This window comes from Streptomyces sp. NPDC086080, from assembly GCF_044540255.1.
Taxonomy (GTDB): domain Bacteria; phylum Actinomycetota; class Actinomycetes; order Streptomycetales; family Streptomycetaceae; genus Streptomyces.
Map to the genome: position 1 here is coordinate 44,550 of NZ_JBITRU010000028.1, position 16,198 is coordinate 60,747.

15 protein-coding genes and 1 pseudogene are annotated in these 16,198 nt (G+C 71.9%); 9 read left to right on the forward strand and 7 right to left on the reverse strand.

The genetic code is table 11. The features are described from left to right. Positions 1-7: 7 nt before the first annotated feature. Complete coding sequence (locus ACIF9R_RS27915) at positions 8-1,555, reverse strand: Re/Si-specific NAD(P)(+) transhydrogenase subunit alpha (protein ID WP_399985141.1); 1,548 nt, start codon at positions 1,553-1,555, stop codon at positions 8-10. A gap of 426 nt (positions 1,556-1,981) precedes the next feature. Here ACIF9R_RS27915 and ACIF9R_RS27920 point away from each other — a divergent pair, with 426 nt between their 5' ends. Together ACIF9R_RS27920 and ACIF9R_RS27925 are read left to right on the forward strand one after the other, a co-directional pair. Further along, positions 1,982-2,821, forward strand: coding sequence for a helix-turn-helix domain-containing protein (locus tag ACIF9R_RS27920; RefSeq protein WP_399985198.1), 840 nt, complete (start codon positions 1,982-1,984; stop codon positions 2,819-2,821). Next, positions 2,818-3,015 (forward strand): DUF397 domain-containing protein, encoded by a 198-nt coding sequence (locus ACIF9R_RS27925; RefSeq protein WP_399985142.1) that lies wholly within the window; start codon positions 2,818-2,820, stop codon positions 3,013-3,015. The genes ACIF9R_RS27920 and ACIF9R_RS27925 overlap by 4 nt, the downstream gene beginning before the upstream one ends. A 194-nt stretch (positions 3,016-3,209) precedes the next feature. Here ACIF9R_RS27925 and ACIF9R_RS27930 read toward each other — a convergent pair whose 3' ends face one another. Continuing rightward, entirely contained in the window at positions 3,210-4,697 is a 1,488-nt protein-coding gene (locus tag ACIF9R_RS27930; protein WP_399985143.1) for a long-chain fatty acid--CoA ligase, read from the reverse strand. A 151-nt stretch (positions 4,698-4,848) separates the two neighbouring features. Here ACIF9R_RS27930 and ACIF9R_RS27935 point away from each other — a divergent pair, with 151 nt between their 5' ends. After that, the gene (locus tag ACIF9R_RS27935) at positions 4,849-6,078 is read left to right on the forward strand and encodes a PucR family transcriptional regulator (RefSeq protein ID WP_399985144.1); all 1,230 of its coding nucleotides are present in this window, start codon (positions 4,849-4,851) and stop codon (positions 6,076-6,078) included. Between the two features lie 158 nt (positions 6,079-6,236). Here ACIF9R_RS27935 and ACIF9R_RS27940 read toward each other — a convergent pair. Next, a pseudogene (locus tag ACIF9R_RS27940) lies at positions 6,237-6,350 on the reverse strand (dihydroxy-acid dehydratase); the annotation flags it as partial. Positions 6,351-6,389: 39 nt separating this feature from the next. On the opposite strand from ACIF9R_RS27940, the gene ACIF9R_RS27945 reads away from it, so the two are divergent. The 6 genes from ACIF9R_RS27945 (at position 6,390) to ACIF9R_RS27970 (ending at position 12,947) form a co-directional block, all read left to right on the forward strand. Then, complete coding sequence (locus tag ACIF9R_RS27945) at positions 6,390-6,536, forward strand: hypothetical protein (RefSeq protein ID WP_399985145.1); 147 nt, start codon at positions 6,390-6,392, stop codon at positions 6,534-6,536. 184 nt (positions 6,537-6,720) lie between these two features. Continuing rightward, on the forward strand, positions 6,721-7,047 hold the full coding sequence (locus ACIF9R_RS27950; RefSeq protein WP_399985146.1) for a rhodanese-like domain-containing protein: 327 nt from the start codon (positions 6,721-6,723) through the stop codon (positions 7,045-7,047). Between the two features lie 45 nt (positions 7,048-7,092). Further along, positions 7,093-8,322, forward strand: a complete 1,230-nt coding sequence (locus tag ACIF9R_RS27955; RefSeq protein ID WP_399985147.1) for an FAD-dependent oxidoreductase — start codon at positions 7,093-7,095, stop codon at positions 8,320-8,322. 133 nt (positions 8,323-8,455) lie between these two features. Then, positions 8,456-9,838 carry a rhodanese-like domain-containing protein gene (locus ACIF9R_RS27960; RefSeq protein ID WP_399985148.1) on the forward strand — a complete coding sequence of 461 codons (1,383 nt, stop codon included), beginning with the start codon at positions 8,456-8,458 and terminating at the stop codon, positions 9,836-9,838. Positions 9,839-9,988: 150 nt separating this feature from the next. After that, positions 9,989-10,600 carry a class I SAM-dependent methyltransferase gene (locus tag ACIF9R_RS27965; protein WP_399985149.1) on the forward strand — a complete coding sequence of 204 codons (612 nt, stop codon included), beginning with the start codon at positions 9,989-9,991 and terminating at the stop codon, positions 10,598-10,600. 583 nt (positions 10,601-11,183) lie between these two features. Beyond that, the gene (locus tag ACIF9R_RS27970) at positions 11,184-12,947 is read left to right on the forward strand and encodes a lysyl oxidase family protein (RefSeq protein WP_399985150.1); all 1,764 of its coding nucleotides are present in this window, start codon (positions 11,184-11,186) and stop codon (positions 12,945-12,947) included. 306 nt (positions 12,948-13,253) lie between these two features. Here the strand turns inward: ACIF9R_RS27970 and ACIF9R_RS27975 are convergent, their stop codons facing one another. From ACIF9R_RS27975 to ACIF9R_RS27990, 4 genes are read right to left on the reverse strand one after another with little or no spacing between them, the layout of a single operon-like run. Continuing rightward, positions 13,254-13,829, reverse strand: coding sequence for a hypothetical protein (locus ACIF9R_RS27975; protein ID WP_399985151.1), 576 nt, complete (start codon positions 13,827-13,829; stop codon positions 13,254-13,256). Positions 13,830-13,845: 16 nt separating this feature from the next. Further along, entirely contained in the window at positions 13,846-14,754 is a 909-nt protein-coding gene (htpX, locus tag ACIF9R_RS27980; RefSeq protein ID WP_399985152.1) for a zinc metalloprotease HtpX, read from the reverse strand. A gap of 13 nt (positions 14,755-14,767) precedes the next feature. Then, positions 14,768-15,046 (reverse strand): hypothetical protein, encoded by a 279-nt coding sequence (locus tag ACIF9R_RS27985; protein ID WP_399985153.1) that lies wholly within the window; start codon positions 15,044-15,046, stop codon positions 14,768-14,770. Further along, positions 15,043-15,810, reverse strand: coding sequence for a PspA/IM30 family protein (locus ACIF9R_RS27990; RefSeq protein WP_399985154.1), 768 nt, complete (start codon positions 15,808-15,810; stop codon positions 15,043-15,045). Before ACIF9R_RS27990 ends, ACIF9R_RS27985 begins: the two co-directional genes overlap by 4 nt. Positions 15,811-16,198: the final 388 nt, after the last annotated feature.

A 16,198-nucleotide genomic window follows, 5' to 3' on the forward strand; every position in this document is an offset into this window, starting at 1 on the left:
GGTCACGTCACGCCTTCCGGAACATCGAGAGCATGCGGCGGGTGACGGCGAAGCCTCCGAAGATGTTGATCGAGGCGAGCAGCGTGGCGACTCCGGCCAGCACCAGCACCACGTTGTCGCTGCCGGTCAGCTGGAGCAGCGCTCCCACCACGACGATCCCCGAGATGGCGTTGGTGACCGACATCAGCGGCGTGTGCAGCGCGTGGTGCACGTGGCCGATCACGTAGAAGCCGACCACGATCGCCAGGGTCAGCACGGTGAAGTGCTGGGTGATCTGTGAGGGGGCGACGGCGTTGAGCAGGAACAGCGCCAGCGATCCGGTGCCGACGAGGGCCAGTCTGGCGGTCGCGGTGAGCTTCTTCTCCGCCGTGGCCGCCTTCTCGCCCGTCTTCCCCGGCTGGGTGGCGGGAGTGGTCGTGGCGGGGGCCGAGGACACCTGCACCGGGGGTGGTGGCCAGAGCACGTCGCCCTGGTGGACCACGGTCAGTCCGCGCTGCACGGCGTCCTCGAGATCGAGGGCGAGCCGCCCGTCCTTGGCGGGGGTGACCAGCTTCATCAGGTTGACCAGGTTGGTGCCGTACAGCTGTGACGACTGCGCCGGCAGACGCGCCGGCAGGTCGGTGTAGCCGATGATCGTCACGCCGTTGGCGGTCGTGACGACCTGGTCCTTGACCGATCCCTCGACGTTCCCGCCCTGGGCGGTGGCCATGTCGACGACGACGCTGCCGGGCTTCATGGCGGCGATGTCGGCGGCCGTGATCAGCCTCGGCGCCGGCCGGCCCGGGATCAGGGCCGTGGTGATGATGATGTCCACGTCCGCGGCCTGCTCGGAGTAGATCTCGGCGGCCCGCCGGTCGTACGCCTCGGAGGTGGCCTTCGCGTAGCCGTCGGTCGACTGCTCGACCTCGACGTCCACCGGCAGGTACGCGCCGCCGAGCGACTTCACCTGGTCGGCGACCTCGGGCCGGGGATCGGTGGCACGGACGACGGCGCCCAGGGAGGCGGCCGCGCCGATCGCCGCCAGACCCGCCACGCCGACACCGGCGACGAGCACCTTGGCCGGCGGCACCTTGCCCGCCGCGGTCACCTGGCCGGTGAAGAACCGGCCGAAGTGGTGCGCCGCCTCGATCACCGCGCGGTACCCCGCGATGTTGGCCTGGCTGGAGAGGATGTCCAGCGACTGCGCCCGGGAGATGCGCGGAACGGCGTCCATCGCGAAGGCGTCGACCTTGCGCCCGGCCAGCGCCGTGAGCAGGTCGCCGTTGGCCGCCGGCGCGAGCGGGGCGACCAGCGTCGCGCCCTCCTTGAGCCGCTCCACCTCCGTGATCTCGGGGGCGTTCACCCGGAAGACCAGGTCGGCACGCCACGCCTCCTCCGCGGTGCCGATCGTGGCACCGGCCTCGGTGAACGCCTCGTCGGTGATGCTCGAACCCGTACCCGCCCCGGTCTCGATCACCACGTCGTAGCCCAGTGCGGTCAGTTGCCTGACGGTCGCGGGCGTGGCCGCGACCCGGGTCTCCCCGGGTCTGGTCTCCCGGGTCACTCCAATGAGCATGCTCGGCTCTTTCGTCTCGTGGTCAGCCATAGGGGTGTGCAGGGACGCGATGGTCCCGCGTGCGCCCCGGCCACTCGTTCCGGGAAGAACCCCGGCGTCCCCCACTCCGCGGCGATCCCCGGCGGTCAACCAGCAGCCGTGGCAGTACGGTAGGTCCACTTCCCGCCGTAGTCGACGTGGCGACGGCATGACCAACATCGCATTGCGCCGATCCCTCAGCCGGTGCAGACGGGTGCGACGCGGCCCCTCCCCTCGCCGGCGACCGGAATTGCGCCGGATCACCAACTCCGGTACGTGTACGCAATGTCAGCGTACGCACACACTCTGTGGACGGTACGCCCCGCGCCGGGTGACGATGGTGCCCGGTAAGAAGCGGTACGGCGCGGTATGTGCGCGGGAAGGTGGCCGACGGTGGCCGATGAGAACATGGACGACGGGGCGCGCACCGGGAGTTGTGGTGAGCCCGGGGTCTCGGACAGCATGCGCACCTTCGGCGCGGTCGTCCAGGCCTTACGGGAGCACGCGGGCCTCAGCCGGGAGGATTTCGCCACCCTGGTCTGCTTCTCCAGGCACACGGTGGCCTCGGTGGAACTGGGCCGCCGCATGCCCGACCGGGGCTTCGTGGAACGCGCGGAGGAGGCGACCGGCAACACCGGCGCGCTGCGCAGGGCAGCGCCGCATCTGTCGCGGCAGGTGGGGCTGGCGAGCTGGTTCCGGCAGTGGGCGCGGCTGGAGACCCGGTCGGTGACGCTGTGGACCTACGACTGCCGGGTGGTTCCCGGCCTGTTGCAGACGGAACGCTACGCGCGGGCGGTGACGGAAAGCGTCCCACCGGTCAAGGACGAGGACCAGGTGACCCAGCAGGTCACGGCCCGCCTGGAGCGTCAGCGGCTGTTCGACCGCAGGCCGGCGATCACGTTCAGCTTCATCGTCGAGCAGGCGTTGCTGGAGCGCGGCACCGGAGGCCCGGACGTGACGCGGGAGTTGCTCGACAGCCTTCTGGAACGGTCGTCGCAGTTCAACGTCGAGTTGCAGATCATGCCGACCCATCAGCCGGACCATGCCGGGTTCGACGGGCCGCTGAGGCTCCTGGAGTCCCCGGAGCACAAGTGGTTCGGCTATGCGGAGGGGCAGCGTGGCGGGATGCTGGTCATGACCCCGAAAGAGGTCAGCATCATGCTTCAGCGGTATGCGAGACTGCGCTCGCAGGCTCTCACCTCCGACGACTCCCGGAGCCTGTTGAAGCGACTGCGAGGAGCGCCATGAGCGGCATCGACGAACGGGTCTGGTTCAAGAGCAGCTACAGCGGTTCCGACGGCGACGACTGCGTCGAGGTCGCGTGGGGCACACAGGGCACGGGGGCGGTCCACGTCCGGGACTCCAAGGACCACAACGGCGCCGAGCTCGCCCTCTCCCCCACCGCCTGGACCGGCTTCGTCACCCACACCGCCCAGGGCTGACGGGGTCCGACGGACGGTCATGTCGACGCCATCCCCGTCGTGTGTGGAGGTACCCGTCACCCGCAGTACCTCGCACGTCCGGCCGGGCATACACGCATTCGTCGTCCACGCCGTCCGGGACCGTCCTGCGCGCGCGGCGCCCTGTACCGGAACCGTCCGGTGCAGGGCGCCGCGCGAAGGTCGGACCCGCCGGTTCATTCCGCCGGCGCCGTGATCTCCCGCTTGAGGATCTTGCCGCTGGGGCCCGTCGGCAGGGTGTCCGTGATCCACACCTCGCGCGGGTACTTGTACGCCGCCACCCGCTCCTTGACGAACTCCCGCAGTTCGTCCGGCGTGACCTCGGCACCCGGGCGCAGCACCACCGCGGCGCCGATCTCCTCCCCGAGGTGGGCATGTCCGACGCCCACCACGGCGGCCAGCGCGACGGCGGGGTGCTCGTGCAGCACCTCCTCGATCTCGCGCGGGTAGACGTTGTAACCACCCCGGATGATCATGTCCTTCTTGCGGTCGACGACGTAGAAGTAGCCGTCCTCGTCCTGCCGTGCCAGGTCCCCGGTGCGCAGCCAGCCGTCCGGGATGGCGGCCGCGGTCTCCTCGGGGAGGTTCCAGTACCCCTTCATCACGTTGGGGCCGCGGACGGCCAGCTCGCCGACCTCGCCGCGCGGCACGTCCCGGCCGTTGTCGTCCAGGACCCGCACCTCCACGTCCTGGATCGGGGTGCCGATGGAGCCGGGCTTGCGCGGCCGGTCGGGGTGGTTGAAGGTGACGACCGGGCTGGTTTCGGACATACCGAAACCCTCCAGTACCACGCAGCCGAAGCGCCGCTCGAAGCCGTGCAGAATCTCCACCGGCAGCGACGCCCCGCCGGAGATGCACATCCGCAGGGTCGACATGTCGGCGTCCGAGGGGTGCTGGAGCAGTGCCGCGTACATGGTGGGGACGCCCTCGAAGACCGTGGCACGGTCGCGGGCGATGGCGTCCAGGACGGCCTGCGGGTCGAAGCGCGGGATCAGGGTGAGCGAGGCACCGCTGAGAACGGCCACACTCATGGTGCAGATCTGGCCGAAGATGTGGAACAGCGGCAGACAGCCGACCACCACGTCGTCCGGGGTCATCCGCTGCACGGACACCATGTTGACCTCGGTGTTGTGCCGCAGCCCGCCGTGGGTGAGGGAGGCGCCCTTGGGGCGGCCCGTGGTGCCGGAGGTGTACAGCAGCACCGCCACGTCCTCGTCGCCGGTGTCCGCCACCTCGGCGAGCGGCTCGTGCCCGGACAGCCGGGCGGCGAGGTCGCCGGGCTCCACAGCCAGGTGCCGCACCCCGGCGGTGGCCGCACCCTTCGCGCCCTCGCCCGGCGCCTGGTGCCATTCGCACAGCAGCACCGCTCCGGAGTCGCTCAGGTGGAAGGCGGTCTCCCGCGCCTTCAGCAGCGGGTTCAGCGGTACGACGACCGCTCCGGCACGCAGTGCACCGTAGTAGAGGACGACGAACTCGGGAACGTTGGGAAGCATCAGGGCGACCCGGTCACCGGGCCGTACCCCCTCGGCGCGCAGCAGCGCGGCGGCGCGGGCACTGCGCTCGTCCAGTTCCGCATAGCCGGTGACCTGCTCACCGAGACGAAGGGCGGGCCGCTCCGGCTGCCGTCGTGCCGTCTCGACCAGGAACTGTGCCAGATTGGCCATGGCCTGCCTCCACGCATGTCATCGTCGAAATCCGCTGTTCATGTGGACGCCATGGTGCTGCCGTACCGGGGCGAGGTCCTATGGCCGGCGGGACAGCGAATCGGCGGGCGGTTTGTTCCGGGGAACAAAACCGGCGCGTTACGCTGGGAAAATGGACATGTCGGACGTGGTTGCGGCGTTGCGGGCACGGGTGCCGGAGCTGGGTGAGCAGATGGCGCTGCACATCCGGGCGCAGGTCGACGCCTACAAGGACGACTCCCTGACCCCGTTCGACTCACTGGTGCACTCGACCACCTCCAACGCGACCCTGGTGCTGGACCGCCTCGGCCGTGCGGACGCCGCGGATCCGGACCCGAGCCCGTCACGTGAGACCGGCCGCGCCCGTGCCGAGCAGGGCATGCCGCTGGCGGACACCCTGCACGCGTACCGGATCGGCTTCGCGTTCCTGTGGTCGGAGATCCTCGCGGAGGCACGGGCCCGTCCCGAGGTCTCGGACGCCGAGTTGGTGTCGCGGTCGGCGGAGATCTGGGCGCTGTTCGGCCAGTACGCCCAGTCGGTGGCGGCGGCCCACCGGGAGGCTTCCGCCGAGCTGACCTCGCAGCGCGAGGCCCGGCGCTCGGCGCTGGCGGAGGCGCTGTTCACCGGCGTCATCGCCGACCGCACCACCCTGCGGGACGCCGCCCGTGAGCTCGGCCTGCCCGAACGCGGCCCCTACGCCGTCGCCGCGGCGGTCGCCGACGCACCGGGCGAGGAACCGCTCACCGGTATCGAGTCGGCACTGCGCCAGGCACAACTCCCCTCTGCCTGGCGGCTGTTGCCTGACCAGCAGATCGGCCTTGTGGCCCTGTCCACACCGGCTGCCGAGGCCGCCCTGCTGCGCGTCCTGAACCGCGCCCGAACCGCCCGCGTGGGCGTCAGCCCCTGTTTCGAGTCGCTACGGGACACCCCGCAGGCCCTGCGCTTCGCGCGGCTGGCCCTGGCCGGTCTGCGGCACACCGGGCCCGGTGTCGCGCGGTTCGACGACGACCCGCTGGCCATGGTCGTCGCCGCCGCGCCCGCGGAAGCCGCGCACCTGGTGGACGTGACACTCCGGCCGGTCCTCGGCCTCCCGGCCGCGGAGCGTGCCCGCCTCCTGGAAACCCTGGAGCAGTGGTTCGCCACCTCCGGCTCCGCCAAGGACGCGGCCGGGCGCCTGTTCGTCCATCCCAACACCGTCCGCTACCGGCTGCGCCGTGTCGAGGAACTGACACAGCGCTCCCTGTCCGATCCGCGAGCGGTGGCCCACATCGGCGCGGCGCTCCTGGCCGTCCGCAACACCGGGCCCGGGAACTCGCCGGCCGAGCCGGCGGGCTTCCCCCGCCCACCGGGCCCGACGAGCTGACATGCACCGACAGCGGACCGAGAAGGGCCGGACCCGACTCACCGGCCCCTCCTCGGCCTGACCGGTCAGGCCGGTCAGGCCGGTCAGGCCGGTCAGGCCGGTCAGGCCGGTCAGGCCGGTCAGGCCGGTCAGGCCGGCGGGTACGGCCGGGACCGGTGCTGCCCCGCCGCCTGCGCGGTCTCCATCCGCCGGGAGCCGACTGCGGGCCAGGCCGCCGGGCCCGGCAGCTGCATGCCGAGCGCCTCGGCCATACAGGCCATCGTCGAGGCGGTCGGTGTTCGGGGTCCTGGTCGGCCGGCATGCTCCGGGCCGTGACCATGGCGGTCCGTGCGGACCGGGCCGTGACCACGACGGCCCGCAGGATCCCCACCGTGACCACGACGGCCCGCAGGATCCCCACCGTGACCACGACGGCCCGCAGGGTCCAGGCCGTCATCGTGGCGGCCCGCACGGATTGATGGGCGGCAGGGACGTGTACTACGTCACAGCCTCTCCGCCCCGGCCCGGGCCCGGGCCCATCGCGGGGCGTCTGCACCCGGCGAACCTCGCAATACATACCCCCTGGGGTATTTGACGCAACCCGTCGAGCAGCCGTACTCTCGCCTCATGGATACCCCCCAGGGTAATTGAGGAGGCAACGAGATGGCCCGTGAAGTGACGCTGGACGCGTTCGCGGTGGACTGGGCCGACGGCGCCCCGGTCGTCGACGTGCGGGAGCCGGACGAGTACGCGGCCGGACATGTGCCCGGCGCACGGCTGATGCCCCTGCGCACCGTGCCCGCAGGCTGCGACGAGTTGCCCACCGACCGGGCCGTGTACGTGATCTGCGCCAGCGGGAACCGCAGCAAGACGGCCGCCGACTGGATGAACTCCCGCGGCATCGACGCCTACTCCGTGACCGGCGGCACCGGCGGCTGGGTCCGCGGGGGCCGCCCCGTCACGGCCGGGATGCAGCCGCACTCCGGCTGATCCCCACCGAGAGCCGCACCCCCCCCACCGGAAAGGAACTCCGAAGTGGTCGCCACCCCATCCCCCGCCAACACCCCGATCTCCGGCCGTCACCGGGTCGCCGTCATCGGCGGCGGCAGCGCCGGCATCAGTGTGGCGGCGCGCCTGCGCCGCGCCGGCGTCACCGACATCTCCCTGATCGAGCCCTCCGACACCCACTGGTACCAGCCGCTGTGGACCCTGGTCGGCGGCGGCCAGGCGCCCCTGCGCACCACCCGCCGCCCCGAGGGGTCGGTCATACCGGACGGGGTGCGCTGGATCCGCCGCCGCGCCCTGGCCGTCGACCCCGAGGCCCGCACGGTGGAGCTGTCCGGCGGCGAGGCACTCACCTACGAACACCTCGTGATGGCGCCCGGCATCCAGCTCGACTGGGACGGCGTTCCCGGACTGGCCGAGGCGGTCGGGCACGACCGGGTGAGCAGCAACTACGCGCCCGAGTACGCCCCGCGCACCTGGGAGCTGATCCGGCGGATGCGCTCGGGCACGGCCGTCTTCACCCACCCGGCGTCCCCGCTGAAGTGCGGCGGCGCCCCGCAGAAGATCGCCTATCTGGCCGCCGACTACTGGCGCCGGGAAAAGGTCCTCGACGACATCCGGATCATCTTCGTCATCCCCGATCCGACCCTGTTCAAGGTGCCCGCCTGGACGCGGGTGCTGGAACAGGTGGTCGCCCGGTACGGCATCGAGGTGCGGCTGCGTTCCGAGATGACCGCCGTCGACGGCGCCGGCCGCGAGGTCACGATCACCGATCACGCGAACGGCACGAAGGAGACCGTCGGCTTCGACCTCCTGCACGCCGTGCCGCCACAGAGCGCCCCCGACTGGGTCAAGGCGAGCCCGCTCGCCGACCCGGCCAGCCCGCAGGGCTTCGTGGCCGCGGACAAGCACACCCTGCAGCACCCCACGTACGACAACGTCTTCGCGGTCGGTGACGTGGCCAACCTGCCCACCTCCAAGACCGGGGCGGCCGTCCGCAAGCAGGCACCGGTGGTCGCGGCGAATCTGCTGGACGTCATGAGCGGGCGCGCTCCGTCGCACCGCTACGACGGCTACACCTCCTGCCCGCTGGTGACGGCCCGCGACCGGATGCTGCTCGCCGAGTTCGACTACGACCTCAACCCCACGCCCAGTTTCCCGCTGATCGACCCCTTCAAGGAGCGGCGCACGATGTGGGCGTTCAAGCGGTACGGGCTCCCGCCGGTGTACTGGCACGGCATGCTCACCGGCCGCCTCTGACCGCCGGCCCGGGCTTCCCCCGGCCCGGGCCGGCCCCCCGGCCCCGCCCTCGTCCTCCGGCCAGGGCGGAGCAGAACCGCCTATATACCCCCTGAGGTATTACCCCCACTCCTCGATATGGAGGCCACCCGCCATGTTCTTCGCCCAGTACTACCTCGACTGCCTGTCCCACGCGTCCTACATGATCGCCGACCCGAGCACCGGCCGGGCCGTCGTCGTCGACCCCCGCCGTGACGTCTCCGAGTACCTCGCCGACGCCGAGACCCACGGTTTCACCATCGAAGGGGTCATCAACACCCACTTCCACGCCGACTTCCTGGCCGGCCACCTGGAGCTCGCCGACCGCACCGGAGCCTGGATCGGCTACGGGCAGCGGGCCGAGGCCGAGTACCCCATCCGCAAACTGACCGACGGCGAGCGGATCAGCCTGGGCGACGTCCAGCTGCAGATCCTCGAGACCCCCGGGCACACCCCCGAGTCGGTCAGCGTCCTGGTGTACGAGCACGCGGCGGACACCGTCCCCTACGGAGTCCTGACCGGCGACGCGCTGTTCATCGGCGACGTGGGCCGCCCCGACCTGCTGGCCTCGATCGGCGTGACCGCCGACGAACTCGGCAAGATGCTCTACGACACCGTCCAGCACAAGCTGATGGCCCTGCCCGACCAGGTCCGCGTCTTCCCCGCCCACGGGGCCGGCTCCGCCTGTGGCAAGAACCTCTCCACCCAGCGCCAGTCCACCATCGGCGAGCAGCGGGCCACCAACTACGCCTGCCGGCCCATGAGCGAGGAGAAGTTCGTGGAGCTGGTGACCGCGGGGCAGCCCTCCGCGCCCGCGTACTTCGTCTACGACGCCATCCTCAACCGCAAGGAGCACGGGCTCTTCGACGCCACCCGGCACCGGCCGCTGTCGGTCGAGGAGTTCATGCAGCGGCGCGCGGCGGGAGCGGTCGTGGTCGACGCCCGCTCGCCGCAGGACTTCGCGCCCGGTCATCTGCGCGGCTCGCTCAACGTGCCCGCGGACGGCCGGTTCGCCGAGCAGGCGGGCACCGTCGTCGGTCCCGAGCAGGAGATCGTCGTGGTGGCGCCGCAGGACCGCGAGGAGGAGGTCGTCACCCGGCTCGCCCGGATCGGCTTCGACAAGGTCAGCGGCTACCTGCGCGAGCCCGAGGGCGCCTTCCCGGGCCTGGCCGACGAGATGGCACAGGCCAGCCGCCTGACGGCCGACGAGCTGCGCCGGCTGATGGACGGCGACGAGCCGCCGCTGGTCCTGGACGTGCGGAACACCTCCGAGCGCGAGGAGGGCTTCATCGAGGGCTCGCTGCACATCCCGCTGGCCGAACTCGCCCGCCGTATGGACGAGGTCCCCGCCGACCGCTCGCTGGTCGTGCACTGCGCGGGCGGCCACCGCTCCTCCATCGCCGCCGCCCTGCTCCGCCACAAGGGCCGCGCCGACGTCTCCGACCTGCTCGGCGGCTACGGCGCCTGGCTCGCCCTGCCCGCGGCCGCCGACGTCTGAGCCGGCCGCACACACCGGGGCGGGCGGCGGCCGCGATACCGGCCGCCGCCCGCCCCGGTGCTGTCTGATGGGTGAGGGGAATCCACTCGGCCCGACGGGTGAGGGCCATCCCTTCGGCAGCCACGCACCCGAGGAAATGAGGTACGCACGATGGACTCAGCGGACTGGGACGAGCGGTACCGCGGCAGCGAACTGGTCTGGAAGGCCGAACCCAACCGGTTCGTCGCGCAGGAGCTGGCCGGGCCCGAGCCGTCGGGGAGGGCGGTGGACATCGCCGCCGGGGAAGGACGCAACGCGGTCTGGCTCGCGGAACGGGGCTGGGAGGTGGACGCCGTCGACTTCTCCGCCGTGGCCCTGGAGAAGGCCGCGCGGCTGGCCGCCGAACGCGGGGTGGAAGCGCGGCTGCACACCGTCCGCGCCGACCTCATGGACTGGGCGCCCCCGGCCGCGACGTACGACCTGGCGCTGATCGCCTATCTCCAGCTGCCGTGGCCGCGGATGGCCGAGGTGCTCACCCGCGCCGCCACCTCCGTACGGACGGGCGGAACCCTGCTGCTCGTCGGCCACGACGCCGCCAACCTCGACCACGGCCACGGCGGCCCGCAGGACCCCGGCGTGCTCTACACCGCCGAGCAGGTCGCCGCCCTCTGGCGGCCGCACGCCGACATCCTGCGGGCCGAGACGGTCACCCGTCCGGTGACCGGCCCCGACGGCGACAGCCACACCGCACTGGACGCGCTCGTCCACGCCGTACGGACCTGACACCACCGGCGCGGCCGCACGCGGGGCGGGCCCGGCGTCGCCGGCCGGGGCCCCGTCACACTCGCCGCACCGGGTCACCCGTAGGTCACGCGCCCGGGCGACGGTGAGCGCTCCCCACGTGCCCGGTTCACCGACGCCCGAGACGCCCTGCACGACCTGAAGCCCGCACCGGGCGGCCCCGCCCGCACCGGGCGGCCCCGCCCGCTCCGGCGCGGACCGCGACCGGCCGTCGACGCCCGGTGTCACTTCCTCCCCGCATTGGCTGCCGAGCCGAAGCGGGCGCGGGGTTCCCCACTCCCTTTTCGGTCAACGGCAGTTGGCAGCGTCAGAGCCACGGCGACAACGGTCCCGAGCGGCGGCGACACCGTTTCGGGGTCTCGGCCGAGTGGTGGGGACGTGAGCCAAGTCCGGAAGCCGGTGGGCACTTTTCGGACAAACTGAGGCCCGTCCGGGTGGGCACAGACAACCCGGAGTGCGTCGCTGGTCTCTCATACGCCGGACACAGCGCCCCCACAGACCGGTCGGGGTCGTGCTGATCGTCCACGTTCTCTCACGCACTCGAAAGCCGAAAGCACGAGGACTGATGACCAGACTCCAGCAGGGCCTTCCCCACCGTCTGATCCGCCCTTCCGTCGCCGCCGCCGCGGCCCTCGCCGTGACCGCGGGCATCGTCGCCGCCGCGCCCGACGCGAGGTCCGAGGAGCCGAAGCCGAAGCTCAGCCTGATCGCCGCCTCCACGTCGGTCACGCTCGACTCGTGGAAGGAAGATCCCGGCGTCTATCTGGACCTCGGGACGTACCTCACCTCCGAGGACGGCGCCCTGGAACTCAAGGTGACCCGCAAGTCCTACCGCCACCCGGTCGTCGCCGAGCAGATCCTCCGGGACGGGGAGAAGACCCGGACCAGGACGCTACCCGCCGGGCTGGTGAAGGACTTCACCGGACTGCCGGACTTCACCCACATCACCGTCACCGACGCGGCGGGCGAGACGGTACTGGACAAGACCGAGGCGTTCTGCCCGAACAACGCCTCCGGGCGGGTCCGGCCGGACGCCCCCGCCAACTCCAAGTATCCGGAGAGCTGCCCGACGAACCCCTTCACCCTCGGCTCGGTGTGGGGCGTCGAGAACGGCTGGGCCTCCAACACCTACGCCGGGTTCTACAGCGAACCGGTCCAGCTGGACGCCGGCACCTACACCGCGAAGATCAACGTGACCGAGAAGTACCGCGAGATCTTCGGCATCGCCGACGAGCCCCGGACGGTCAAGGTGGTCGTCCGCGAACGCAGTTGGGAGGACGACTCGGGCGTCGCCTCGCGCAGCGCGGCCAAGACCGCCACCTCCGGTCACGGGGCCCACGCGGAGCACAACGCGCACGCCGAGCACAACGCGCACGCGGAGCACGGGGCCGCGGCGGGCACCGACGCCCCCGCCCCCACGACGAGCGGCGCCGGCCCCTCGTACAACGCCGGCCACGGACCCTACCCGTCGGCTCCGCCCGCCCTGCCGTGGGCGCTGAAGAGGAAGGCGCTGGGGCGGCAGGCCTTCACCACCGCCGAGGTCGGTGACGGCACCGGGCAGACCGACGGTTCGCGGCAGGCGCCGGGCGCCGCGCCCAACGCCAAGCGGCCCACCGGCAAGGCGACCGTGCCCGACGTACCGAAGCCCGACCTGCGCTCGCTTCCCGCGTTCGGCATCACCGTCAGCGACGGCTACGAGGAGGTACCCGGCAAGGACTACCTCGCCTTCAGCGCCAACGTGTGGAACGCGGGCCCGGCCAGGCTCGTCGTGGACGGCTTCCGCTCCCCGGGCAAGGAGCAGATGGACGCCTACCAGTACTTCTACGACGCCGACGGCACACAGGTCGGATACACCCCGACCGGAAACATGGAGTGGGACCCGCGTCCCGGCCACGAGCACTGGCACTTCCTGGACTTCGCCAGTTACCGGCTGCTGACGGCCGACCAGAAGGAGACGGTGCGCAGCGGCAAGGAGGCCTTCTGCCTGGCCAACACCGACGCCGTCGACTACACGGTGAAGAACGCGGACTGGCACCCGGACAGCACGGACCTGTCCACCTCGTGCGGCGAGGAGAACTCCATCTCCGTCCGCGAGGTGCTCGACGTCGGCTCGGGTGACACCTACACCCAGGACCTGCCCGGCCAGTCCTTCGACATCACGGACCTGCCGAACGGCACGTACTACATCCAGGTCCTCGCCAACCCGGAGAACCGGCTCAAGGAGACCGACCACAGCAACAACAGCGCGCTGCGGAAGGTCGTCCTGGGCGGCGAGAAGGGCGCCCGCACGGTGACGGTCCCGCCGCACCACCTGGTGGACGCCAACTGACCCACCCGTGACAGAAGGGGCGGCTCCGGCACCGGAGACCGGACCGGAGCCGCCCCGGCCACCAGAACCTCCCGACCAGGGGCCTTGGCGGGGGGATCACCTTCCGGGCCCGGCTGGAAGATCAGCCGGGCCCGGAGGTCACGGAGAGCGGCTCCGCGTGTGGCGCCGACCGGTGTCAGCGCCTCGGAGTCGCGGCCAGGGGGCCGAGCGGTCCGGCGAGCGGCACGACCCGCGGGCCGGCCACGTCGTCGCGTCGTCCGTGCCGGATGCCGGACGGCCGGCCGCCGGCCCGGCGGTCGTGCCGGGTCACAGGCCCGGGGCGCCCCAGAGCGGGAACCAGCGGCCCAGGTCCTGCTCGACCCGGAGGTCGTCCCTGAGTGCGGCCCTGACCTGGAATTCCAGCGGATTGTCGCGCTTGTTGCCGGGCAGCGGGGCGAACGGGTAGAAGCTGCCGCGCTTGTAGAGGTAGACGAGTGCGAGGGACTGCCGGCCGGCCTGGAAGGTGACCAGCGAGCAGAGGAGATGCGGGCCGAAGCCCCCGTCCTGCAGGGCGGTGTTGACCGCGTGCAGGTCGCTCACGAGAGCGGGCAGATCGTCCGGGGGGCGGCGGGAGAGCAGCCAGGCGTAGCCGTAGCTGTCGCGGCTGAACTCCACGGGAGCGTCACCGCGTTCCGTGTCGGCTTCCAGAAGGGCCCGCACCTCCTGCTGGACCTGCGCGAAGGCGCCGCCTTCGATCGCGGCGAAGCAGACCGAGCCCGCACCGGTCGGGGTGAGGCCGAGGCCGGCCTGGAGGGTGATCGCCGCCGAGGGCAGGGCGAAGAGCTGGTCCAGGTCGGGCCGGGCCGGTGTGCTGCGGCCCAGCAGGGTGTCCCAGAAGCCCACGGTCCCACCTCCTTCCTCACGCCCCGCCCGTGTCGCCGAGCTCCGCGGAGAGATCCGCGAGCGCCTCCAGCCGGCGTTCCAGGGTGGGATGGGTGGAGAACAGCTTCGCCATCGTCGTACCGGGCCCGAGGGCGGGGGAGAAGAAGAACGCGTTGAACGCCTGGGCGGTCCGCAGGTCCTTCGTGGGGATGCGGGCGATGTCGCCGGTGACCTTGGTCAGTGCCGAGGCCAGGACGGAGGGCTTGGCGGTCAGCATGGCCGCGGCCCGGTCGGCGGCCAGCTCCCGGTAGCGGGACAGGGCCCGGATCAGCAGGAAGCTGATCGCGTACACGAGGGCGGAGACGCCGATGACCGCCATGAACACAACAGCGGCGTTCTGGTCCCGGCTGCGTCCGCCGAGCAACTGGGAGTAGAAGGCGAAGCGGACGACCAGCCCGGCGATCACCCCCAGGAACGAGGCGATGGTGATCACCGCCACGTCGCGGTGGGCGACATGGGAGAGCTCGTGCGCGATGACGCCTTCGAGCTCCTCCGTCTCCAGACGGCGCATGAGCCCGGTGGTCACACAGACCACGGCGTGGTCGGCGTTGCGGCCGGTGGCGAACGCGTTGGGCAGGTCCATGTCCGAGACGGCGACCCGGGGCTTGGGCATGTCCGCGGTGGCGCACAGCCGGTCGACCACCCCGTGCAACAGGGGCTGTTCCTCGGGCGTGACGATGCGGCCGCGCATGGCGTACAGCGCGATCCGGTCGGAGTACCAGTACTGGGCGGCCAGCAGGGCGGCGGCGATGACGATCACCAGGACGACGGACTTCAGCAGGGCGATCAGCGCGGCGACGAACGCCACGTACAGCAGGCCGAGCAGGAACATCGTGACCGCCATGCGGGTGGTCAGCCCCCGGTCGGGTGCGAAACGGCTACGCATCGTCGTCCCCCCGTCAGCCCGGGATCAGGCCCTCGTCGGACAGCAGCTCCCGCACCTGCGGGAGGCCGGTCGTCTCGTCGGGCAGCACCAGGTCCGACGGGGTGATCCGCTCGGCCGGCAACGGTGTGCCCAGGCTGCGTACGGCATCCAGCAGGGCCGACAGCGCGGCGGCGAACGCCGTCTCGTCGCCCGCGTCGGCGGCTGCCTGCAGGGTGGAGTCGAGCTGGTTGAGCCGGGGAACGTGCTCGTCCGCGACGTCGTACTGGCCTTCGCCCAGGATGCGCATGATCATGACTTCTCCTCCTGTTCCGGGCGGGCCTGCGCGGCGTCCACCGCCGGCGGAGCGGCCCCCGCGGGAAGCCCCTCCTTCATCCTGGCCAGTTCGAGCTCCACGTCCTGGTCCGCGGTGACCCGCTCCAGCTCGGCCTGGATGTCGTCCCGGCCGGGCGGCAGGGTGGCGTCGTCCAGCGCACCGGAGTCGATGAGTTCGTCCAGCGCGCCGGCGCGTGCCTGCAACTGCTCGGTCCGGTCCTGGGCGCGCTGCATGGCCAGGCCCACATCGCCCATCTCCTCGCCGATGCCGGTCACGGCCTCGGTGATGCGGGTCTGCGCCTCGGCCGCCGTGTACCCGGCCTTGATGGTCTCCTTGCGGGTCCGGAAGGCGTCCACCTTCCCTTCCAGACGCTGCGCGCCCAGCGTGAGCTTGTCCTCCTGGTCCTTCAGCGAGGCGTGCTGGGCCTGCAGATCGGTGATCTGCGCGGCCACGGCCGTACGGCGGGTGAGCGCCTCGCGGGCCAGGTCCTCGCGCCCCGCGGCCAGCGCCCGCTCCGCCTGGTCCCGCAGCTTGTCGGTGGACTGCTGGAGCCGGCTGAGCTGCAGTTCGACCCGCTTGCGGCTGGTCGCCACATCGGCGACCCCGCGCCGGACCCGCTGGAGCAGTTGCTGCTGCTGCCCGTAGGAGTAGTCCAGGATCTCGCGGGGATCCTCGGCCCTGTCCAGTGCCTTGTCCGCCTTGACCCGGAACAGGGTGGTGATGCGCTGGGTGATGCCGGCCATGGTGACCTCCTCGCTCGCCCGGCCGCCGCCGCATGCGAGGAGGCGGCCCCGGCGTGCCGCACGGCTGCGGAACCGGCTCGTCCGCCGGTCACCGGCGGCCGAGCACCTCTTCCATTGTCCAGGTGGGATCCGCGCACGGCAGTTCGATCGTGCTGCGTACGACGTTCCGGCTGGTCACGGCGTGCGGTGGGAGGGAGCGCCGCCTGGTCTCCGGTGATGTCCGGCAGGGTAGCGCCGACGGGACGGACCTGCCCGGCCCGCAGGAGCACTCGACGGATGCCGGGCCGGGTGCGCCGTCGGCAGCCGGCGCCGCCCGGAGGTGGGCGGGTGGCCGGCGCGGGGCCTGGAGAGGATCCCCGGCGGCGGCCCCCGGCCGCCCGAGCCGGGC